Genomic DNA, 21107 nt, shown 5'->3' with positions numbered 1-21107 from the left:
TAAGCGCAGCGCCACCCGGCAATTTCTCATAGCGGTACAAAGAACCTGAACCGCGCCCCGCTCACGGACTCCATCAGCCTGATCCCACCGCCGTGCAGCTCCAGCATTCTCTTCACGATTAACAGCCCTAATCCCCCACGGTTCTCCCGCGACGCCTGAGGATTTAACGCTGAAGGCCGCTGGAACAAATCGTCGCGCAGCGAGGCATCTACGCCCGTACCATTGTCTGCCACTTCGACCTGAAGTCGTTCATTCTCCTGCCAGACCGCCAGACGAATTTCTCCGCCGCTCGGCGTATGACGGATGGCGTTATCCAGAAGGTTAGTGACCACGCGCTCGATCATCGACACGTCGGCATTCACCAGCGGCAATCGCCCCGGCACATCAATACGCAGGTTCACCTCGCGCGTGCGGGCGGTAAGCTCAAACTTCTGCGCCACGTCGGAAATCAGTTCAGCCATGGCAAAACGCTCGCGCTGGGGCTTGATGCCGCCGTGCTCAAGACGCGCCAGCTCGAACAGCTGCTGCGACAGATGGCGTACCTTTTGCCCCTGACGCAGCGCGGTAGCGAGGTACTGCTGATGCTCCTGCGGCGACAGCGTGGCGGATTTGAGCGACAGCGTTTCCAGATAACCCAGCAGCGACGTCAGCGGGGTGCGTAAGTCGTGCGAAATGTTGGCGATAAACTCCCGGCGCTGGCGGTCGCTGTCGGCCAGCCGATCCCACTGAGAGGTGATTTTGCGCGCCAGCTCGATAAAGGTATTGCGCAGGATCGCCACTTCATCCTGGCCGGCAGGCTCAAGCGGCTGGGCCGCCAGCTGCTTAATCGCGCTGATGCTGTCCTGCTCCAGCCCGGCCACGTCCAGCGTGAGCTCTTTAACCGGGCGCGTCACCCAGTACCAGAGCAGCACCCCCGCCAGCAGACCAAACAGCGCCACCAGCAGCATCGACCACAGCGCCGTACTCCAGAGCGCTTTGTGCCAGGCCATCTCCGCCAGCGCGTTGGACTCTTCCCCCTGCAAAATAATGTACAGATACCCCTTCAGCTCGCCGTCCTGCCGCAGCGGGGTGGCGCTGAAGACTTTCTTATTCTGGCTTCGGGGATCGTCGCCAAACACCGGCATCACCGTCCCGCTCAGGAAATTCTGTATCGGCGCGAGGTCAATTTTTTGCCGCTGAATGTGCCCCGGCGGGGCGGCATCGGCCAGGATATCGCCATCAGGCGAGACAACATACAGCTCGACGCTCGGATTAAAGGTCATCAGCCGGTCGAACAGCGGTTTTAAGGCGCTGCGATCCACCCTGCCCTGCGAATCCAGAATCGCTTCCCGCTGCACAATCTGCTGCGCCAGCCCGCCGGAGAGCCGCTGCACCATCGCGTTGCCGTACTGCATGCTACTGTAGAGCTGCACCGCACAGGCGACGGTGGCGCAGAGCAGCAGTAACACCGTAAACAGCAGCGTCAGGCGCTGGCTCAGGCTAAAGCGACGCATCATGATTCTGCTCCGCAAATTTGTAGCCTTTGCCCCAGACGGTGCGAACGATCTCCGGCTCGGCGGCATCTTTTTCTATTTTGATGCGCAGGCGGTTAATATGGGTGTTGACGGTGTGTTCGTAGCCTTCGTGCTGATACCCCCACACCTGCTCCAGCAATGCCAGCCGTGAAAAGACCTCTCCAGGATGGCGAGCAAAAAAATAGAGCAGTTCAAATTCACGCGGAGTGAGATCGACGTGTTGACCGTTAAGACGCACGGTGCGCGCCAGCGGATCGATAGTCAGACCGTGCGCCTGAATAATGCCGTCCGTCTGCGCCTGGCCCATCGCCTGCTGTCGGCGGAACAGCGCCTTAATGCGGGCAATCAGCTCCTGCACCGAGAAAGGTTTTGCCAGATAATCATCCGCCCCGGTTTCCAGGCCGGTAATACGGTCAGTTTCACTGCTGCGGGCGCTAATGATGATAATGGGCAGGTAACGGGTCATCTGGCGGATACGGCGGCAAATCTCCAGACCATCGACATTCGGCAGCATCAGATCGAGGATCACCGCGTCCCACGGCTGTGTTTCAAGACGCTGTAAGGCGTTGCCCCCGTCGGGCTCGTGGGTAATGGCGTAGCCTTCATCTTCCAGGTTAAGACGCAGGAGTGCCGCGATATCGTGGTCATCTTCTACCAGCAGGATCTGCTTCATGGGTAAGCCTTCAATCATTTGTTATGTCGTAAGCTTACCTGATTTCGAGCGGGGGAAGAGTTCACATTTTGTTGAACATTGTGTGGGGTTTATGCCGGGGGGCGGCTTCGCCTTACCCGGCCTACGCTTTGGTTAACAACGTCAACACTTCATAATGGGCGGTATGGGGGAACATATCGAAAAGCTGAACGCGCGCGATGCGGTAGCCCGGCAGGCTGGCGATATCCTTCGCCATGGTCTGCGCGTTACAGCTGGAGTAGACGATGTACTCCGGCGCCATCTGGCTCAGGTAGTCGCAGAGCGCCTGGCCGATGCCCCGGCGCGGCGGGTTCACCAGCACCAGCTCCGGCACGTTGCCCTGCCCGGTCGCGAACTGCGTGGAGTCCAGCGCCTGGAAGTGCAGATTCGTCAGCCCCAGCTCCGCGGCGGACTGCTTCGCGCAGGCAATCGCTTCGGCGGAGATCTCAATGCCGGTGAGCTGCATGTCTGGCGTGGCACAGTGCAGGCCAAAGCCGCCGACGCCGCAGAACAGATCCCACATGTGATGAACCTGTAACGCACGCACCCAGTCGCGCGCGGTGATGTACAGCGCGCTGGCGACGGTGGGGTTAGTCTGAAAGAAGCTTTGCGGACGGATCCACAGCGGCACGCCGTTAAAACGCTCCTCCAGCGCATGCTGTTCGGTGAAGAAGATCTCTTTCTCCCCTTCCATGATCGCCATATGCACCGGCTGAATATTTGCGGTGATAACCTTGAGCTGCGGAAGCTGTTGCTGCAATCCCGGAAGTGCCGCGCGCAGCTGCTCTAGTTTGGTTTCCGAACGCAGCACAAAGCGCAGCATCATCCCGCCGTCGATCTGGCTTTCGGTCAGCAGAAGGTATTTCAGCTCGCCGCGCCTGCGGGCAACGTTATAGGGCGTTAACCCCGCCCGGGCGATAAACGGTTTCAGAGCGCTAAACACCGGCTCAAACGAGGCGGGATACAGCGGGCAGTCGGTTAAATCTTCCGGCGTACCGTCGCGGTGCAGCATCCCCAGCAGCGGCTTTTCAACGCTGCCGCTGACCACCATTTTGGCTTTATTGCGAAAGCCCTGCTCCGGGCCGCTGACGGGTGCGCACCACTCGCCCACCGCGTGTGCTGCCAGCAGCTGTTGCAGGTTGGCCATTTTGGCGGTGAGTTGTTGAGAGACCGGCTGTTCTATCCACTGACAGGAGCGGCAGCGTCCGGCGTCGTAGAGTGCGCACTGCATATGAAAACCTTAAGAAACACGAGGGCTGCGATTATACACATTATTGCAGGCGGAAGAACCGCCGACTGGAAGCCGGGAGATAAAGCAGGCAGAGCACCAGCATATCCGGCAGTTTTTGCATCACCAGTGAATGGAAAATCTCACGTCGTGACTCACCGGGTATGCTGAACAGCTCCGGATAGCCATAGCCCAGCGAGGCGGCCCACAGGTAGCTGGCGGCGGTGATCTGCGTCAGCAGATACACCCAGCGCGCCCAGTTGCGGCCTTTCACCAGCGAGAACGCACAGTAGATCTCAATAAACACCAGCATCAGGCTGCTGAGAAACACCAGCGTCAGATTCCACGTCTGCGCGCTGCGGTGAATAAATTCCCCCATTCCGCGCGGACCCAGCGTGTTCATTATCATCAGCACATCCAGGCAGCGGATCATAATAATGGCGAGCGCCGCCACCTGCACCAGTGCAGGGACGTTCGGACGAGCGTGCGAATGACGTGTTTTTTGTAAGAATCCCAATGTTTTTACTTCCCTGAAAAACAGTGCCGCGTCATACGCGGCACATCACTGGAAATAGTAATTCCTTCAGCCGCGTCTTGCACGCTGGATATCGCGCACACGCTGTTTTTCCGCGCGCGCCATCAAATACCAGGCGATAAATCCGACAATTCCGACCACGCCAAGGATGATGGACGCCAGGGCGTTAATCTCCGGATTCACCCCCATCCGCACGCTGGAGAAGACCAGCATCGGCAGCGTCGTCGCGCCCGGTCCCGACACAAAGCTGGCGATAACCAGATCGTCGAGCGAGAGCGTGAACGCCAGCAGCCAGCCGGAGATCACCGCTGGCATAATCATCGGCAGCGTGATGATGAAAAAGACCTTCAGCGGCGTTGCGCCGAGATCCATCGCCGCCTCTTCAATGGAGCGATCCAGCTCGCGCAGCCGCGAGGAAATGACCACCGCCACATACGCCGTACAGAAGGTGACGTGCGCCAGCCAGATGGTGAGCATCCCGCGATCCGCTGGCCAGCCAATAGCGTGCGCCAGCGCGACAAACAACAGCAGCAGCGACAGGCCGGTGATCACGTCCGGCATGACTAGCGGGGCGGTGATCATAAACGCGAAACCATTTGCCCCGCGGAAACGGCCAAAGCGCACCATCACCAGCGCGGCAATCGTGCCCAGCACGCAGGCCATCGTCGCCGCCAGCGCCGCAATGGTCAGGCTCAGCCCCACCGCGCTCATCATCGCATCATCGTGGAACAGTTCGCTGTACCAGCGCGTCGACCAGCCCGCCCAGACGGTGACCAGCTTAGAGCTGTTGAACGAGTAGATCACCAGCATCAGCATCGGCGCATACAGGAAGGTAAAGCCGATAATCAGGATCGCAATTCGCCACGGGGAGCGTACTACCGGTAAGTTGTTCATCCGTGGTCTCCCATCTGTTTCTGCTGATGTTTGTGGAACCACATGATCGGCACGATCAGCAGCAGTAACATGACGATCGCCACCGCCGAGGCCACCGGCCAGTCGCGGTTATTGAAGAACTCCTGCCACAGCACGCGGCCAATCATGATGCTGTCCGGGCCGCCGAGCAGTTCCGGGATCACAAACTCCCCAACAGCCGGGATAAACACCAGCATCGATCCGGCGATGATTCCGCCTTTGGTGAGAGGGACAATGACGCTGAAGAAAGTCTTCAATGGGCGTGCGCCGAGATCCAGCGAGGCTTCCACCAGCGAGTAATCAATACGCGTCAGCGCCGTATAGATCGGCAGCACCATAAACGGCAGATAGGCATAGACAATCCCGATATACACCGCAAGGTTGGTATGCAGGATCGTCAGCGGCTGGTCGATCACCCCAAGCCACAGCAGGAAGTTATTCAGTATGCCGTTATTCTTCAGGATCCCCATCCACGCGTACACGCGGATCAGGAACGACGTCCACGACGGTAAAATGACCAATAGCAGTAAAATATTTCGCGTCGACGGCTTGCTGTGCGCCACTGCCCACGCCAGCGGGTAGCCCATCAACAAGCAGCAGATCGTAGAAATAGCCGCAACCTGTAACGACTGCAAATAGGCTTCGAAATAGAGCGGATCGTCGGTCAGTTGCAGGAAATTACCGAGGTTTACGGTCAGCGTCAGCTGCCCGTCGGCCCACTCCCACAGATCGGTATACGGTGGGATCGCCCGCGCCATCTCCGCCAGGCTGATCTTAAAGACGATCAGGAACGGCAGCAGAAACAGCAGGATCAGCCAGATATAGGGCATGGCGATGACCAGCTTGCGGCCATGCGCCATCTGTATGCGCGCCAGCCAGAGCGCGAAACCGCCCGGTTTTTTGACGCGGGCTGGAGGTTCAAGTGTACTCATGACCGCTCCTTATACCGTCAGGACTACGCAACTGTCCGCATCCCAGCAGAGGCTCACTTCGTCGCCCCAGGTTGGCTGTCCCTTGCGATACCGGTGTTCGTTCTGTAACTGGGCGCTGAGCATCTGGCCGCTTTTCAGGCGCACATGGTAAATCGACAGATCGCCGAGATAGGCAATGTGCACCACTTCGCCCACGGCAAAGTTATAGCCATCGGCGGGTGGCTCATCGCATAGCATGATTTTTTCCGGGCGCAGGGCAACGTAAACCGGCACGTTGTCCACCACGGAGTTATCAGAATCAACCTTCAGCGGGTGCACCAGCCCCGGCGATTCAATCACCAGACCGTCGTCCTGGCGTTCCTTCAGCAGCCCTTCGAAGACGTTCACCGAGCCGATGAACTCCGCGCTGTAGCGGGTTGTCGGGTGTTCGTAAATCTCTTCCGGCTCGCCGATCTGCACGAACTTACCGCGATTCATGATCGCAATGCGCCCGGCCATGGTCATCGCCTCTTCCTGGTCGTGAGTCACCATCACGCAGGTCACCCCCACGCGCTCGAGGATATCCACCACTTCCAGCTGCATCCGGTCGCGCAGCTTTTTATCCAGCGCGCCCATCGGCTCGTCGAGCAGTAATAATTTTGGACGCTTCGCCAGACTTCTTGCCAGCGCCACGCGCTGACGCTGGCCGCCGGAAAGCTGATGCGGCTTACGCTTCGCAAACTCCTGCATATGCACCAGGCTCAGCATCTCCGCCACGCGCGCGGCGATTTCGGCTTTCGGCAGTTTGTCCTGCTTCAGGCCGAAGGCGATGTTCTGCTCAACGGTCATGTGCGGGAACAGGGCATAGGACTGGAACATCATGTTGATGGGCCGCTGGTACGGCGGCACGCTGGAGAGGTCTACCCCATCCAGCACGATCTGCCCGGCGGTGGGCTGTTCAAACCCGGCCAGCATGCGCAGCAGGGTCGATTTACCGCAGCCGGATGCGCCGAGCAAAGCAAAAATTTCACCTTTGTAGATCGTCAGGCTGACATCGTCCACGGCATGCTGGCCGTCGAAGGATTTGGTGAGGTTACGAATTTCAAGAAGCGGGGTCAGCGCTTTACGGACTTTCGCCTGCGGGCGGGGGATCGCGTCATTCACGGGGTGCTCTCCGGCATAGATCAACACTGGTGCAAACGCACCGTCAGGGTGCGCATCGCCGGGCGGCGCGAACGCTTGCCCGGCCTACGGGATTTGTCGGCCCGGTAAGCGACAGCGCCACCGGGCAACGATATCAAACGCCGTTACTTACCGCTTTTCACCTTGGTCCACGCGCGGGTACGCACACGGTCAATTTTTGGTTCCTGCACTTTCAGGGTGAAGAGCTTGGCAAACACATCGGCTGGCGGGTAGATCGCCGGATTATTGCGGATTTCTTCGCTCACCAGCGGCACGGAGGCCTTGTTACCGTTGGCGTAGTAGACATGGTCGCTGATGTGGGCAATCACGTCCGGACGCATCAGGTAGTTGAGGAACTGATACGCTTCCTCTGTATTTTTCGCATCAGCCGGCATCGCGAAGACGTCGAAGAACGCCAGCGCCCCCTCCTTCGGAATGAAGTAGGAAACATTCACGCCGTTTTTCGCCTCTTTCGCGCGGTTCGCCGCCTGCCAGACGTCGCCCGCCCAGCCGATGGCCACGCAGATATCCCCGTTAGCCAGGTCATTGATGTACTGAGAGGAGTGGAAGTAACGAATATTCGGACGCAGCTTCAGGAGCAGGTCGGTCGCCGGACCGGTGTAGTCGTCGGCCTTGCTGCTGTTTGGATCTTTGCCAAGATAGTTAAGCACGGTGGCGAAAATCTCTTCCGGCGCATCGAGGAAAGAGACGCCGCAGCTTTTCAGCTTCTCGAGGTTTTCCGGCTTCAGCACCACGTCCCAGCTGTCCAGCTTGACATCCGGGCCCAGCGCCGCTTTGACTTTATCCACGTTATAGCCAATACCGGTGGTCGCCCACAGGTAAGGCATCGCGTATTTATTCTCCGGATCGTACTTCGCCACCAGCTTCAGCACGTCCGGATCGAGGTTTTTCCAGTTTGGTACTTTGCTCTTGTCCAGCGGCTGGAAGACACCGGCGGTCAGCTGACGCTCTAGGAAGCTTGCCGACGGCACCACCAGATCGAAACCGGTGCTGCCCGCCATCAGTTTGCCTTCCAGCACTTCGTTGGAATCGAATACGTCGTAGACAACCTTAATGCCGGTCTCTTTTTCAAAATTCGCGACGGTGTCCGGCGCAATATAGTCAGACCAGTTATAGACGTGCAGCGTTTTTTGTTCCGCAGCGAGCGTGCCGGCAGAGACGGCCATCAGAGCACCCGCAACCAGACCCGATAACCATTTTTTATTCAAGGCGATCATATTGTTATTCCTTCTGAAAGTTCGTTAACAAACGAACCAAAACTGTGCAGCCTGAAGATATGCAATAATCATGCATAGTTTGTCGCTCTGCCCGAAATAAAATACCCCCCTCATTCCGGCAGGTTCCGCTCGCTTTTTTAAGCACCGCAAGAATAACTGTAGCCCGTGTCTCCGGCTATAGCCCAGACGAAAAAACGCCTTTTATCAATTTTTTATGCAGATTATGTCTACGTGATAAGCCGAAACGGCCGCAGAGGAGGTGAAAAACTCTTTAAAGAAAGGTTAAAAGCAGCAGAAAAAACGGTGTTATGCAGCCGCTCTGGCAGCGACTGCGCAAAAGTCAGACAGGCTTAGTGGAGAAAATTGGGAGATGCATCATTATTCTCGGCGTCATCTTCCGCGCTATACAGCAGGTGATGTGCGTTGGCTTCCATCATGACCATGGAAATTTGCTCTTCGCTCAGGCGCATAAACCAGGCGAACTGCTTGAAGGAGAGCCCCGCGCCGGAGAATAAAGACTGGCAAACCACCAGCTTTGGCAGATTATCATCCTGTATGTCGAGAAACGCTTTCACCGTCAAAGAACTGGCGTTGATCGCTGACAGATCGGATGCCAGCGCCAGCAGCGCGGACGGCTTTACTTCAGCCAGCGCCGAGAACAGGATCACGTCGTTAATCAGATCGATTTTGGCATCAAAAATGCCGTCGAAATTTTGCATGTGAGGCAGATGCAGCGCCTGGCAGGAGTCGCATTCGAAGAAAGTAATACCGGCATCATCGAGCCATTGACGTAACGTATCCAGTGTAGGTACGACCTGTAAATCCATCGCAGTGCAGCCTCTTAAATAAAAACGTTGTCCAGATTACGCAAAAAGTGCGCGCCGATCCATTTAACCGCCCGTTTTCAGGCAAAATCCCGGCGTCGCATGGCGTTCAATCCATGCGATCATTTTACCTGCAATATCGACGCCTGTGGTTTTTTCCACCCCTTCCAGCCCCGGCGAGGCGTTAACTTCCATCACCAACGGCCCGCGGTCGGCACGCAGCAGATCGACCCCCGCCACGTCCAGGCCCAGCGTCTGCGCCGCTTTCACCGCAATCTCACGCTCGCGCTCGCTGATAAGGGCCACCCGTGCGATACCGCCGCGGTGAAGGTTAGAGCGAAAATCGCCCTCTTTCGCCTGCCGCTCTATGGCGGCCACCACTTCATCGCCCACCACAAAGCAGCGGATGTCGCACCCTTTAGCCTCTTTAATATACTCCTGCACCAGAATATGGGCATTCAGACCGCGAAACGCATCGATCACGCTTTCCGCCGCCTGACGCGTCTCCGCCAGTACCACTCCAATACCCTGCGTACCTTCCACCAGCTTAATGACCAGCGGCGCACCGCCCACCATATCGATTAAATCGCTGGTGTCGTCCGGGGAGTGAGCAATCCCGGTGACGGGCAGATCGATCCCCTGGCGCGCCAGCAGTTGCAGCGAGCGCAGCTTATCGCGGGCGCGGGAAATCGCCACGGATTCATTGAGCGGATAGCTTCCCAGCATTTCAAACTGGCGCAGCGCGGCCGTGCCGTAATAGGTGATCTGGGAGCCAATACGGGGAATTACCGCATCAAAATGCGGCAATTTGCGGCCTTTGTAATGAATCGACGACGCCGCAGGGTCGATGTTCATATAGCAGGACATCGGATCGAGGATTTCAACCTGATGTCCGCGTTTCGCCGCCGCTTCTCGCAGGCGTTTACATGAATAGAGCGTTCCATCCCGGGACAATATGGCAATTTTCACCCTGCACCTCTCTAAAGACATGGTAAAAGCCTGCCTATCATACACGAGGCGCAGGAGGAATGGACTACCGCGTTGCCCAGCCCTGTTTGTGCAGGTAGTCGAGAATGAACGGGCGGTTCTCCTTGATGATGGTGCGACGAATATGGTCGCTCCAGGTGTCGCGGCGGTTGTTGCTGTCACGCGTCAGATAGTAGTTCGCCAGCTCTTCATCGTATTGATGCAGAACGTCCTGGTCGACCGGCTGGTAGTGGTTTTCATGCACCAGCATCGCAGCAGGAATGCGCGGCTTCAGATCCGGGTTATCCGCCGGCCAGCCGAGGCACAGACCAAACAGCGGCAGCACGTGTTTCGGCAGCTTCAGCAGTTCCGTCACGCTTTCGATGTTGTTACGCAGCCCGCCAATATAGACGCCGCCAAGCCCCAGTGATTCCGCCGCCGTGAACGCGTTTTGCGCCATCAGTGCCGTATCCACTACGCCCAGCAGCAGCTGTTCCGCCAGCCCCAGCTCGGCCTCAGGGCATATTTGCAGGTGACGGTTAAAATCGGCGCAGAACACCCAGAACTCAGCCGCCTGGGCAACGTGCTTTTGTCCGCCCGTCAGCGTTACCAGCTGCTCACGCATCGCCGGATCGGTGATGCGGATAATGGAGCTGCACTGCAAAAAGCTGGAGCTGGAGGTGCCTCTTGCGCTGTCGATGATCGCGTCCCGCTGCGCCTGGGTAATTGGCTCATCGGTGAAATGGCGAATGGAACGGTGGGAACGAAGCAGGTCAATGGTTGGCGTCATTTTGTCTCTCTTTGTGTTGCGTAAAACGTATGGCAGCCAGTATAGGCAATGATCCACCTGATGTAATTGGCGAAACATAGCCTGACTGTATCAAAGTGACAGGTGAAACCTTCTTTCCATGACGGCAGGTTATCGTGCACTATAGGTGCTATTCGCCGTCAGGCTTGTTTTTTGAGGAGAGAGAAATGTTTGCAGTAATTTTTGGTCGTCCAGGATGCCCTTATTGTGTGCGCGCGAAAGAACTGGCAGAGAAACTGACTGAAGAGCGTGATGATTTCAACTTCCGTTATGTGGATATCCACGCGGAAGGCATCACTAAAGCCGATCTGGAAAAAACCGTGGGTAAACCGGTTGAAACCGTGCCGCAGATCTTCCTCGATCAGAAACACATCGGCGGCTGCACCGATTTTGAGGCCTACGCCAAAGAACACCTGGGCCTGTTTGCGGCTCAGTAATGCGAAGACGCCCTCACCCTGAGGGCGTTTTTATTTACGGTGCTTCCGCTGTTGCAGCAGGCTGCGCGTAAATAAGAAACAGAGCGCGCCCAGCGCACACCAGAAAACGCCACTCAGTAGCCACGCCACTTCCTGCCAGACGCTTCTCGACGAGAGAAACAGCACGCGCATCAGAAGCAGGCAGAGCGGGGCCGCAAGCATTGCCCCAATAAGCGGCATCACCACCTCGCCTTTACGTGAGAGAAAACCGGCTACTACCCCCGGCAGGATGAAGAACAACAGGCCCAGCTCGGGATGACCGGACGCTCTGAAGGCGCCTTTCACGTTAAAAGCGAGTGACATGCAAACGACCGTAAACAGCAAAAAACAGCTGATTACGCCAGCCCAGTTTCGTTTAAAGTTCAAACTATCCTCCTGACTTATCTCTATCAAATACAAAAATCGTCCGGTGGACGCCCAGTCAGATAAAGCAATGCGGCAATCCTTGCCAAAGCACGCACAGAAGTCGTGCGATAATAGGTGGCTGTCGGTAGCTATTACGATTAAACTAACCGACTGCTAGTGTTTAGGGTATTTATCAGGAAGCAGGGAGATGCAAAGTGATTCCCTGACTCTGAAAACAGTAGCCCAAATAGTCCTTTCATTCAACAACTTACTGGTAAACAAGAAGTTAGCCTCCGTGAATATAAACGTCGCAGACTTGTTAAATGGGAATTACATCCTGTTATTATTTGTGGTACTGGCGCTGGGCCTTTGTCTGGGTAAATTACGCCTGGGTTCAGTTCAACTTGGTAATTCCATTGGCGTTTTAGTCGTCTCCCTGTTATTAGGTCAACAACATTTCAGTATTAACACGGACGCGCTTAACTTAGGTTTCATGCTGTTTATTTTTTGCGTAGGCGTGGAAGCCGGTCCGAACTTTTTTTCCATTTTCTTCCGAGATGGCAAAAATTACCTGATGCTGGCGCTGGTGATGGTCGGCAGCGCCCTGCTGATTGCGTTAGGGCTGGGCAAGCTGTTTGGCTGGGACATCGGCTTAACGGCCGGTATGCTGGCAGGCTCGATGACCTCCACACCGGTGCTTGTCGGCGCGGGGGATACGCTTCGTCATTCTGGCATGGCCGGCACGCCGCTTTCCTCCGCGCTGGACAACCTGAGTCTGGGCTATGCCCTGACCTATCTGATTGGTCTGGTGAGCCTGATTGTTGGCGCGCGCTATCTGCCAAAACTTCAGCATCAGGATCTCCAGACCAGCGCCCAGACCATCGCCCGCGAGCGCGGCCTGGACACGGACTCCAAACGTAAAGTTTACCTGCCGGTGATCCGCGCCTACCGCGTCGGGCCGGAGCTGGTTGCCTGGACCGACGGGAAAAACCTGCGCGAGCTGGGGATCTACCGTCAGACCGGCTGCTACATCGAACGTATCCGTCGTAACGGCATTCTGGCAAACCCGGACGGTGACGCGGTGCTCCAGATGGGCGATGACATCGCCCTTGTTGGCTACCCGGACGCCCACGCGCGTCTCGATCCGAGCTTCCGCAACGGGAAAGAGGTGTTTGACCGCGACCTGCTGGACATGCGTATTGTCACCGAAGAGATTGTGGTGAAAAACCACAATGCCGTGGGCCGCCGTCTGGCACAGCTGAAGCTGACCGACCACGGTTGTTTCCTCAACCGCGTGATCCGCAGCCAGATTGAAATGCCTATCGACGATAACGTGGTGCTCAATAAAGGCGATGTGTTGCAGGTTAGCGGCGATGCCCGACGTGTTAAAACCGTTGCCGACCGTATCGGCTTTATCTCGATCCACAGCCAGGTGACGGACCTGTTAGCCTTCTGCGCCTTCTTCATTGTCGGCCTGATGATCGGGATGATCACCTTCCAGTTCAGCAACTTTAGCTTCGGCATTGGTAACGCAGCCGGTCTGCTGTTCGCCGGGATCATGCTGGGCTTCCTGCGAGCGAACCATCCCACCTTCGGCTATATCCCTCAGGGTGCGCTGAACATGGTGAAAGAGTTCGGTCTGATGGTCTTTATGGCGGGTGTCGGCTTAAGCGCCGGGAGCGGCATTGGCAACGGCCTGGGCGCGGTCGGCTGGCAAATGTTGGTTTCCGGACTTATCGTCAGCCTGGTACCGGTGGTGATCTGTTTCCTGTTCGGCGCCTACGTGCTCCGCATGAACCGCGCCCTGCTCTTCGGGGCAATGATGGGCGCGCGCACCTGCGCACCGGCGATGGAGATCATCAGCGACACCGCGCGCAGCAACATCCCGGCGCTGGGCTATGCAGGCACCTACGCCATCGCAAACGTGCTGCTGACGCTGGCAGGTACGCTAATCATCATTATCTGGCCAGGACTCGGATAAATCTCAAGTTTGCGTGTGGCGCAAAAAATTTTCGTTACGCGCAGAACTTTTTACGCAGGGTGCAGTCATAACTAGTGCCACTGCTTTTCTTTGATGTCCCCAATTTGTGGAGCCCATCAACCCCGCCGTTTTGGTTCAAGGTTGATGGGTTTTTTGTTTCCTGAAATTAATACCTTCCCTATCAATTACTTATAACACTACCTTATTTCCATGGCGGTATAGCTGATCTTCTTGCGCGGTTAAATTTTGCCTGGTCAATATCTTAAAAGAACAACGATTGAGCGTAGATATGATCGGGTTTGAACTTCGATACAGGCAGCTGGCATAAGCTGGAACGAATTAATCCACCTGATGACAGGAAAAGGAATGAAGGCTTCATCCGGGGATAGCGGCAGAAGTCTACATAAAGCTCGCTCACCACTCCAATTTCGGAATCGCTCTTCTGAAACCGGAATTTATTTAGGTCCCATGTATGCGTTCACATATCGCGTGCAATAGTATTGAGGTTATTGACGGTGGATATCACTACCCTTGCCCGTAAATGGGGCTCAAGACTACTTAAGGCCGTCTGGTTTGTGTTAATTAGCTTCCTGGCAGGACGTATGCTGGGTCCTTCAACAGCTTATATTAACCACGACGTTGCAACTGCTATTTGCGGCTTCATCTATGGTGATATTAATGCGGAGACAATGTACGAAACATATACAAATATTGATATTTTGATTCTGTTAACATCTGCAACGATCGTCTGTCTCATAACATTGAAGATATTCAACAAAACCAGGAATCATTAATCTTCTAATCCCGCCCTGTCTGTGGCTCAAAGACGACGGCTCAACGTAGTGGTACTTCACTGAGGGCATTTATTTGCCCTTATTGCCCTTCCCTCACCTGCCACAAACATATATGATTTAATGTATATGATAAAAAAAACACGCAGGATCCCCAGATGCTTCACCCCGTTCAGCTCTTCAAAACCCTCTCCGACGAAACGCGGCTCTCCATCGTCATGCTGCTCCGTGAAGCAGGAGAATTGTGCGTCTGCGATCTCTGCGCCGCGACCACCGAGCCGCAGCCGAAAGTCTCGCGCCATATGGCCTTACTGCGCGAGGCCGGGCTGGTCATCGATCGTCGTGAGGGTAAATGGATCTACTACCGTCTCTCTCCCAACATGCCCGCGTGGGCGGCAACCGTTATCGATAACAGCTGGAACTGCCTGCGAGAAGAGACACGTATGAAGCTGAAAAACCGCCTCCCGGGCTCTTGCTAACCACGACACATTCACAAAAACAGATATAACGGAGTAAAAGATGTTTCTGGCAGGGGCTATTTTTCTGTTTACGCTGGTACTGGTTATCTGGCAGCCCAAAGGGCTCAGTATCGGCTGGAGTGCCACCATTGGCGCCGCGCTGGCGCTGGCGAGCGGTGTGATCCACTTTAACGATATTCCGGTGGTCTGGAACATCGTCTGGAATGCGACGGCCACGTTTATCGCGGTAATCGTTATCAGTTTGCTGCTGGATGAGTCCGGTTTTTTCGAGTGGGCGGCGCTGCACGTTGCTCGCTGGGGAAACGGTCGCGGGCGGTTGCTGTTTACCTGGATCGTGCTGCTGGGTGCGGCCGTGGCGGCGCTGTTCGCCAATGACGGTGCGGCATTGATCCTGACGCCTATCGTTATCGCCATGCTGCTGGCGCTGGGGTTCAGCAAGCAGGCCACGCTGGCGTTCGTGATGGCGGCGGGATTTATCGCCGATACCGCCAGCCTGCCGCTGATTGTCTCCAACCTGGTCAACATTGTGTCGGCGGACTTCTTTAAGCTGGGCTTTAGCGAATACGCCTCGGTGATGATCCCGGTTGATATCGCCGCAATTGCCGCAACGCTGGTGATGCTGCATCTGTTCTTCCGCAAGGAAATACCGCCGGAATATGACCTGGCAAAACTCCGCGAGCCTGCTTTGGCCATTCACGACCTGCCGACGTTCAGAACGGGCTGGATCGTGCTGCTGCTACTGCTCGTCGGTTTCTTTGTGCTTGAACCTCTGGGTATCCCGGTCAGCGCTATCGCAACAACTGGCGCGCTGATTTTGTTTGCCGTTGCTAAACGCGGGCACGCCATTAACACCGGAAAAGTGCTGCGCGGCGCGCCGTGGCAAATTGTTATCTTCTCGCTGGGGATGTATCTGGTGGTGTATGGCCTGCGCAACGCCGGGCTGACGGAGTCTCTTTCAGGCGTTCTTGATTACTTAGCCGGGTACGGACTCTGGGTCACCACGCTGGGAACCGGATTTATCACCGCCTTCCTGTCATCCATAATGAACAATATGCCAACGGTGCTGATTGGCGCGCTCTCCATTGAGGGTAGTGCTGCAACAGGGTTGGTTAAAGAGGCGATGATTTACGCTAACGTGATTGGCTGCGATTTGGGGCCGAAAATTACCCCCATCGGGAGCCTGGCTACCCTGCTATGGCTTCATGTGCTGGCACAGAAAAACATGACTATTACCTGGGGCTACTATTTCAGGACGGGCATCATAATGACGCTGCCAGTTCTCTTTGTGACGCTTGCCGCGCTGGCGCTACGTCTCTCCTTCACACTGTAATGAGTAACGGATATGAGCCATATCACTATCTACCACAACCCGGCCTGCGGCACGTCGCGCAATACGCTGGAGATGATCCGCAACAGCGGTACGGAACCCGAAATTATTCTCTATCTTGAGAACCCACCGTCGCGTGATGAACTGACAAGGCTGATTGCAGATATGGGGATTTCCATAGGCGATCTGCTGCGCAAAAACGTCGAGCCTTATGAGCAACTGGGCCTTTCACAGGGACATTTCACCGACGACCAGCTTATCGATTTCATGCTGCAATACCCTATTCTGATTAACCGTCCGATTGTGGTGACGCCGCTGGGTGCCCGTCTGTGCCGCCCTTCTGAAGTCGTTCTCGACATCCTTCCGGACGCGCAAAAAGGGGCATTTACGAAGGAAGATGGCGAAGTCGTCGTTGACGCCAGCGGGAAAAAAATCTCCTGACATCAGGCGTGGCCGGTGCGAGCGCTATCAGACGGTATCCTCGCCTGCAATCCGCCCCACCATCACCCGGATCTCCTCCCGGGTTAACGGCGACCGGTCGGTTACAAAATGCAGCGTCATCCCCTCGATAAACGCATCCAGCGCACGGGCGGTGGCCGGATCAAACCACTGCTCAAGCGTAGTCTGGCTCATCTTCATCCAGTCCTGCATCACCGTTTTCAGCGCGGCGCTGCGGTGCATAAACGCGTATAACTGATACATCAGCGCCATATTGTGTGGCGTGGTCACGGCTGAACTGTGGATCAGCGTGGTAATGGCCTCGCACGCCCTCTCCCGCCCGGTCACCCCCGCGAAGAAATCCCGGTACTGCTGAGACATCTGTTGCGTAAACCACGTGAATGCCTCCTCCAGAAGCGACTCCATCCCGTCGAAATAGTAGGTCATCGACCCCAGCGGCACGCCTGCGCAGGTGGCAATTTTGCGGTGCGTGACGGCATGAATACCGTGCTCAGCAATGGTGTCCAGCGTCGCCTGGAGTATCTTCTCGCGGCGGTTAGGGTCGTTCGGTGGTCTGCTCATAAAATCCTCATCCAGTTTGTGTACAAATGTACACAAAGTTGCTAGTGTTGTCGCTATTGTTGTACTTCTGGTGCTGATCCCAATGACGCTAACTTCTCCTCGCAAAGCCCTGCATCTGCGCATGTGGGCGCTGTTTATGTTCTTCTTCATCCCCGGGCTGCTGATGGCTTCCTGGGCAACGCGCACCCCGGCAATCCGCGATACGCTGTCCGTCTCGACGGCGGAGATGGGGATCGTGCTGTTTGGCCTGTCGATTGGCTCGATGAGCGGCATCCTCTGCTCGGCCTGGCTGGTGAAGCGCTTTGGCACGCGGGCGGTGATCCGCACCACCATGTGCTGCGCCGTGGTAGGTATGCTCGGTCTGAGCGTGGCGCTGTGGTTCGCCTCGCCGCTGATGTTTGCCCTTGGGCTGATGGTATTTGGCGGCAGCTTTGGTGCGGCGGAAGTGGCCATTAACGTCGAGGGGGCCGCCGTCGAAAAGGCGATGAACAAAACGGTGCTGCCGATGATGCATGGCTTTTACAGCCTCGGCACGCTGGCGGGCGCGGGCGTAGGGATGGCGCTGACGGCGCTGGGCATTGCGGCCAATGTGCACATTTTACTCGCGGCGCTGGTCTGTATTATCCCGATCCTCACCGGCATCAGGGCTATTCCCGCTGGCACAGGACAAAACGCCTCGGACGAACAGAAGACTGCGGCAAAAGGGTTGCCTTTCTATCGCGATTTCCAGCTGATGCTGATTGGCGTGGTAGTGCTGGCGATGGCGTTTGCTGAAGGCTCCGCCAACGACTGGCTACCGTTGCTGATGGTGGACGGGCACGGATTTAGCCCCACCTCCGGCTCGCTGATTTACGCCGGGTTTACGCTCGGCATGACCGTCGGACGCTTTACCGGGGGCTGGTTTATCGACCGTTACAGCCGCGTGGCTGTCGTCCGTGCCAGCGCCCTGCTGGGCGGGCTGGGCATCGCGATGATTATCTTTGTGGATGTGGACTGGATTGCCGGCGTGTCGGTGATCCTGTGGGGACTGGGCGCCTCCCTTGGCTTCCCGCTGACCATTTCCGCTGCCAGCGATACCGGCCCCGACGCGCCGACGCGCGTGAGCGTCGTGGCGACCACGGGCTACCTCGCTTTCCTGGTGGGCCCGCCGCTGCTTGGATTCCTCGGTGAGCACTACGGGTTACGCAGCGCGATGCTGGTGGTATTAGGGTTAGTCATTATTGCCGCCCTGGTGGCGCGAGCGGTGGCAAAACCGGAAGCAGAAACAACGTCAATGGAGAAGGGATATGAGCGTTAAACTGATTGCAGTCGACATGGATGGCTCCTTCCTGAGCGATGCGAAAACCTATAACCGCGCGCGTTTTCTGGCGCAGTACGCGCGCATGAAAGCGCAAGGCATCCGTTTTGTGGTCGCCAGCGGAAACCAGTACTACCAGCTGATCTCATTTTTCCCGGAGATCGCCCATGAAATTGCCTTCGTCGCCGAAAACGGCGGCTGGGTGGTAGATGCGGGCGAAGACGTGTTTAACGGCGAACTGTCGAAAGAGCATTTTCTGACCGTCGCCACCCTGTTAAACGACGTGCCCGGCATTGAGATAATTGCCTGCGGAAAAAACAGCGCCTACACGCTGAAAACGTATAACGACCTCTTCAAAGAGATTGCTGCGAAATACTATCACCGCCTTGAAAGCGTCAGCAGCTTTGACAACCTCAACGATATTTTCTTCAAATTCGGGCTAAACGTCTCTGACGACGAAATTCCGCGCATTCAGGCGCTGCTGCATGAGAAGCTTGGCGACATCATGGTGCCGGTGACCACGGGACACGGTAGTATCGACCTGATTATCCCCGGCGTACACAAAGCTAACGGCCTGCGGATCCTGCAAGCGCGCTGGGGCATTGAGGACAGTGAAGTGGTGGCCTTTGGCGACAGCGGTAACGACGTGGAGATGTTGCGCCAGGCTGGGTTTGGCTTCGCGATGGCCAATGCCAGACCGCACATTAAGGCGGTGGCCCGCTATGAAGCGCCGAACAATAATGACGAAGGGGTGCTGGACGTAATTGATAGGGTGCTGGACGGGGAGGCGCCGTTTAATTGATTCCGTGCGCTCTGGTGCCCTCATCCTAACCCTCTCCCACAGGGCTGAGGGTTCCCCACAAAATAATGCCTGCACAGACGGCCCCCTCTCCCTTGAGGAAGAGGGCTGGGGTGAGGGGGAACATACGGCTCTGGTGGTCATTCCGTTCACTTTATGTTCCTTGCTACTCTGTAGCGACATGAGCGGTGAACGTGCCAGGGTGGCTCAGTCGCCACCACCCTGGCGACCCGGGCTCCCGGCGGAAAATCGCCGCTTCGCGGTGCCTTCGGCTTATTCCTTCCGGCTTATCGGGGACGGGCGGAGGTAACATCCCTGTAAAGCCCGCCCTCTCGGCGCATCCCTGCGCCTCGCCCCGGCCTACAGGAAACGCCTCAGCGATTTACAGCCGGACCGAGGCATCGCTGAAAGCCCTCAGTTATTCTGAGGCAACGTTATCGCTTTTGCTTTCAAATTACTGGGGATCCCTCAGCCCACAGGGAGAGGGAACTGTCCCGAGCTCGCCCACGGGGGAGAGGGAATAAGGATTACGGTTGCAGGGCGTTTCCGACGCGTTTGTCCTTCAGGAACACCACCATCAGACCTACCCACAGCACACCGTTTGCGAGATTGAACAGGCTGAAGAGCCCGTTTCCGCCAAACGCATAAGCATGCTTGCTCACCTCAATTCCGACGGTGAAAATCAGCATTTGCAGCATCCCCATCGCGGCAGAGACCGTGCCTTTACTCATTTCACTGGCGAACAGCGTCAGGCGTACCAGACCGGCATTCGCCACGCCGATACCAAACGCGTAAATGCTCAGCCCCGCCGTCATCCACAGGTACGCATGAGACGAGGCTACGGTCGCCACCGCCGCAATAATCAGCCCTGCCGCTATGGGCCAACCGCCCATAATAATCAGCGAACGCACGGTACGGCGTGACGTCAGACGCGCCAGCACCAGGTTACCGATAATCAGCGCGCCAAAAATCGGCACCTGTAACAGGCCATACTCATAGCTGCTAAGCTGTTCGCCGCTGATGATAATGACCGGCGACTGGGCAATCCACGCCAGCAGCGGCAGGCTGACAAAGCCCGTCGCCAGCGCGCCCGCGACAAAACGGCCGTTTTTCAGCACCGCCTTATAATCACGCCCCAGCTCTTTAAGCGAGAGCTTTTCGCCCAGGCGGGTGGCGGTCTCCGGCATCGCACGGTGCAGACCAAAGAAAGAGATGGCCGCAAGCGCGGCAAATAGCACGAACATCCCTTCCCACGGCGCGACGTGGACCCATGCGGCTCCCACCAGCGGCCCCAGAAGCGGTGCAATCAGCGCCACGTTCGCCATCAGCGCGGTAATTTTGATACATACCGCCTCCTCAAACGACTCCTGAATAGCGGCGTAGCCCACGGCACCAATAAAGCACAGGCTCACGCCCTGAAGGAAACGCAGCAACGTAAACTGCTCAATGTTCTGCGCCAGCAGCGTGGCGAGACAGGTGACGATAAACCATACCACGCCCGTCAGCATCACCGGGCGGCGGCCAATACGATCCGACAGCGGCCCTAAAAGCCACTGTAAAAACATGCCGCCCGCGAGATAGGCGGTCATCGATGTAGGTACCCACTCAATACCTGCGTTGTACTGCTCAACCACAGCCAGCATGCCTGGCTGGATCATGTCGTTGCCGATGTAGGTAGAGAATTCGTAAAGCACCAGACACAGAGGAAAAAGTAACGCCTGACGACCCAGACGATTACCGGAAGAAGAACGGTTTATCATGCAATCTCTTTAATATGAAAAAA

The 21107-nt window shown here is 56.6% G+C and carries 21 protein-coding genes; 7 read left to right on the top strand and 14 right to left on the bottom strand.

Going from position 1 to position 21107, the window contains the following annotated elements:
* Window positions 1-26: 26 nt before the first annotated feature.
* The 11 genes from O1724_RS07900 to nfsA form a co-directional block, all read right to left on the bottom strand.
* A complete protein-coding gene (locus O1724_RS07900) occupies window positions 27-1496 on the bottom strand; it encodes a sensor histidine kinase (RefSeq protein ID WP_022650691.1) in 1470 nt (489 codons plus the stop codon).
* A complete protein-coding gene (locus O1724_RS07895; RefSeq protein ID WP_022650690.1) occupies window positions 1480-2187 on the bottom strand; it encodes a response regulator transcription factor in 708 nt (235 codons plus the stop codon). Before O1724_RS07895 ends, O1724_RS07900 begins: the two co-directional genes overlap by 17 nt.
* Before the next feature lie 121 nt (window positions 2188-2308).
* Window positions 2309-3436 (bottom strand): 23S rRNA (uracil(747)-C(5))-methyltransferase RlmC, encoded by a 1128-nt coding sequence (rlmC, locus tag O1724_RS07890; RefSeq protein WP_003858373.1) that lies wholly within the window; start codon window positions 3434-3436, stop codon window positions 2309-2311.
* Window positions 3437-3476: 40 nt separating this feature from the next.
* The gene (locus O1724_RS07885; RefSeq protein ID WP_086598616.1) at window positions 3477-3974 is read right to left on the bottom strand and encodes a YbjO family protein; all 498 of its coding nucleotides are present in this window, start codon (window positions 3972-3974) and stop codon (window positions 3477-3479) included.
* A 42-nt stretch (window positions 3975-4016) separates the two neighbouring features.
* Entirely contained in the window at window positions 4017-4862 is an 846-nt protein-coding gene (gene potI / locus O1724_RS07880; protein WP_003858378.1) for a putrescine ABC transporter permease PotI, read from the bottom strand.
* A complete protein-coding gene (potH, locus tag O1724_RS07875; protein ID WP_003858381.1) occupies window positions 4859-5812 on the bottom strand; it encodes a putrescine ABC transporter permease PotH in 954 nt (317 codons plus the stop codon). The genes potI and potH overlap by 4 nt, the downstream gene beginning before the upstream one ends.
* Window positions 5813-5821: 9 nt before the next feature.
* Window positions 5822-6955 carry a putrescine ABC transporter ATP-binding subunit PotG gene (potG, locus tag O1724_RS07870; protein WP_045332571.1) on the bottom strand — a complete coding sequence of 378 codons (1134 nt, stop codon included), beginning with the start codon at window positions 6953-6955 and terminating at the stop codon, window positions 5822-5824.
* A gap of 143 nt (window positions 6956-7098) precedes the next feature.
* Window positions 7099-8211 carry a spermidine/putrescine ABC transporter substrate-binding protein PotF gene (gene potF / locus O1724_RS07865; protein WP_479983953.1) on the bottom strand — a complete coding sequence of 371 codons (1113 nt, stop codon included), beginning with the start codon at window positions 8209-8211 and terminating at the stop codon, window positions 7099-7101.
* 350 nt (window positions 8212-8561) lie between these two features.
* Window positions 8562-9038: a YbjN domain-containing protein gene (locus tag O1724_RS07860; protein WP_003858385.1), complete on the bottom strand. Its 477-nt coding sequence runs from the start codon at window positions 9036-9038 to the stop codon at window positions 8562-8564.
* A gap of 63 nt (window positions 9039-9101) precedes the next feature.
* On the bottom strand, window positions 9102-10004 hold the full coding sequence (gene rimK, locus O1724_RS07855; RefSeq protein WP_032621711.1) for a 30S ribosomal protein S6--L-glutamate ligase: 903 nt from the start codon (window positions 10002-10004) through the stop codon (window positions 9102-9104).
* A gap of 64 nt (window positions 10005-10068) precedes the next feature.
* Window positions 10069-10791, bottom strand: coding sequence for a nitroreductase NfsA (gene nfsA, locus O1724_RS07850; protein ID WP_003858388.1), 723 nt, complete (start codon window positions 10789-10791; stop codon window positions 10069-10071).
* A gap of 185 nt (window positions 10792-10976) precedes the next feature.
* On the opposite strand from nfsA, the gene O1724_RS07845 reads away from it, so the two are divergent.
* Window positions 10977-11246: a GrxA family glutaredoxin gene (locus tag O1724_RS07845; protein WP_006809455.1), complete on the top strand. Its 270-nt coding sequence runs from the start codon at window positions 10977-10979 to the stop codon at window positions 11244-11246.
* Between the two features lie 30 nt (window positions 11247-11276).
* Here the strand turns inward: O1724_RS07845 and O1724_RS07840 are convergent, their stop codons facing one another.
* Window positions 11277-11651: an inner membrane protein YbjM gene (locus tag O1724_RS07840; RefSeq protein ID WP_017384878.1), complete on the bottom strand. Its 375-nt coding sequence runs from the start codon at window positions 11649-11651 to the stop codon at window positions 11277-11279.
* A 274-nt stretch (window positions 11652-11925) separates the two neighbouring features.
* On the opposite strand from O1724_RS07840, the gene O1724_RS07835 reads away from it, so the two are divergent.
* The 4 genes from O1724_RS07835 to arsC all read left to right on the top strand — a co-directional run bounded on the left by O1724_RS07835 (window position 11926) and on the right by arsC (window position 16649).
* Entirely contained in the window at window positions 11926-13611 is a 1686-nt protein-coding gene (locus tag O1724_RS07835) for an aspartate:alanine antiporter (RefSeq protein ID WP_032610193.1), read from the top strand.
* A 949-nt stretch (window positions 13612-14560) separates the two neighbouring features.
* Window positions 14561-14881 carry a metalloregulator ArsR/SmtB family transcription factor gene (locus tag O1724_RS07830; protein WP_045337505.1) on the top strand — a complete coding sequence of 107 codons (321 nt, stop codon included), beginning with the start codon at window positions 14561-14563 and terminating at the stop codon, window positions 14879-14881.
* A gap of 40 nt (window positions 14882-14921) precedes the next feature.
* Window positions 14922-16211 carry an arsenic transporter gene (locus O1724_RS07825; RefSeq protein ID WP_479983952.1) on the top strand — a complete coding sequence of 430 codons (1290 nt, stop codon included), beginning with the start codon at window positions 14922-14924 and terminating at the stop codon, window positions 16209-16211.
* A gap of 12 nt (window positions 16212-16223) precedes the next feature.
* Window positions 16224-16649 (top strand): glutaredoxin-dependent arsenate reductase, encoded by a 426-nt coding sequence (arsC, locus tag O1724_RS07820; protein ID WP_126297339.1) that lies wholly within the window; start codon window positions 16224-16226, stop codon window positions 16647-16649.
* A gap of 27 nt (window positions 16650-16676) precedes the next feature.
* Here arsC and O1724_RS07815 read toward each other — a convergent pair whose 3' ends face one another.
* Complete coding sequence (locus O1724_RS07815; RefSeq protein WP_022650683.1) at window positions 16677-17228, bottom strand: TetR/AcrR family transcriptional regulator; 552 nt, start codon at window positions 17226-17228, stop codon at window positions 16677-16679.
* A gap of 82 nt (window positions 17229-17310) precedes the next feature.
* Here O1724_RS07815 and O1724_RS07810 point away from each other — a divergent pair, with 82 nt between their 5' ends.
* Window positions 17311-18525 (top strand): MFS transporter, encoded by a 1215-nt coding sequence (locus O1724_RS07810; RefSeq protein ID WP_058672684.1) that lies wholly within the window; start codon window positions 17311-17313, stop codon window positions 18523-18525.
* Window positions 18515-19327 (top strand): Cof-type HAD-IIB family hydrolase, encoded by an 813-nt coding sequence (locus tag O1724_RS07805; protein WP_022650681.1) that lies wholly within the window; start codon window positions 18515-18517, stop codon window positions 19325-19327. Before O1724_RS07810 ends, O1724_RS07805 begins: the two co-directional genes overlap by 11 nt.
* Window positions 19328-19851: 524 nt before the next feature.
* Here the strand turns inward: O1724_RS07805 and O1724_RS07800 are convergent.
* Window positions 19852-21084, bottom strand: a complete 1233-nt coding sequence (locus tag O1724_RS07800) for an MFS transporter (protein WP_023315707.1) — start codon at window positions 21082-21084, stop codon at window positions 19852-19854.
* Window positions 21085-21107: the final 23 nt, after the last annotated feature.

The organism is Enterobacter cloacae complex sp. HYC074_NIDB, from assembly GCF_056673345.1.
This window is presented reverse-complemented; position numbering and strand designations above follow the sequence as displayed.

Coding starts and splice junctions, on each gene's coding strand:
- O1724_RS07900 (WP_022650691.1), bottom strand. CDS start 1,496: ATGATGCGTCGCTTTAGCCTGAGCCAGCGCCTGACGCTGCTGTTTACG.
- O1724_RS07895 (WP_022650690.1), bottom strand. CDS start 2,187: ATGAAGCAGATCCTGCTGGTAGAAGATGACCACGATATCGCGGCACTC.
- rlmC (WP_003858373.1), bottom strand. CDS start 3,436: ATGCAGTGCGCACTCTACGACGCCGGACGCTGCCGCTCCTGTCAGTGG.
- potI (WP_003858378.1), bottom strand. CDS start 4,862: ATGAACAACTTACCGGTAGTACGCTCCCCGTGGCGAATTGCGATCCTG.
- potH (WP_003858381.1), bottom strand. CDS start 5,812: ATGAGTACACTTGAACCTCCAGCCCGCGTCAAAAAACCGGGCGGTTTC.
- potF (WP_479983953.1), bottom strand. CDS start 8,211: ATGATCGCCTTGAATAAAAAATGGTTATCGGGTCTGGTTGCGGGTGCT.
- O1724_RS07860 (WP_003858385.1), bottom strand. CDS start 9,038: ATGGATTTACAGGTCGTACCTACACTGGATACGTTACGTCAATGGCTC.
- nfsA (WP_003858388.1), bottom strand. CDS start 10,791: ATGACGCCAACCATTGACCTGCTTCGTTCCCACCGTTCCATTCGCCAT.
- O1724_RS07845 (WP_006809455.1), top strand. CDS start 10,977: ATGTTTGCAGTAATTTTTGGTCGTCCAGGATGCCCTTATTGTGTGCGC.
- O1724_RS07830 (WP_045337505.1), top strand. CDS start 14,561: ATGCTTCACCCCGTTCAGCTCTTCAAAACCCTCTCCGACGAAACGCGG.
- O1724_RS07825 (WP_479983952.1), top strand. CDS start 14,922: ATGTTTCTGGCAGGGGCTATTTTTCTGTTTACGCTGGTACTGGTTATC.
- arsC (WP_126297339.1), top strand. CDS start 16,224: ATGAGCCATATCACTATCTACCACAACCCGGCCTGCGGCACGTCGCGC.
- O1724_RS07815 (WP_022650683.1), bottom strand. CDS start 17,228: ATGAGCAGACCACCGAACGACCCTAACCGCCGCGAGAAGATACTCCAG.
- O1724_RS07810 (WP_058672684.1), top strand. CDS start 17,311: ATGACGCTAACTTCTCCTCGCAAAGCCCTGCATCTGCGCATGTGGGCG.
- O1724_RS07805 (WP_022650681.1), top strand. CDS start 18,515: ATGAGCGTTAAACTGATTGCAGTCGACATGGATGGCTCCTTCCTGAGC.
- O1724_RS07800 (WP_023315707.1), bottom strand. CDS start 21,084: ATGATAAACCGTTCTTCTTCCGGTAATCGTCTGGGTCGTCAGGCGTTA.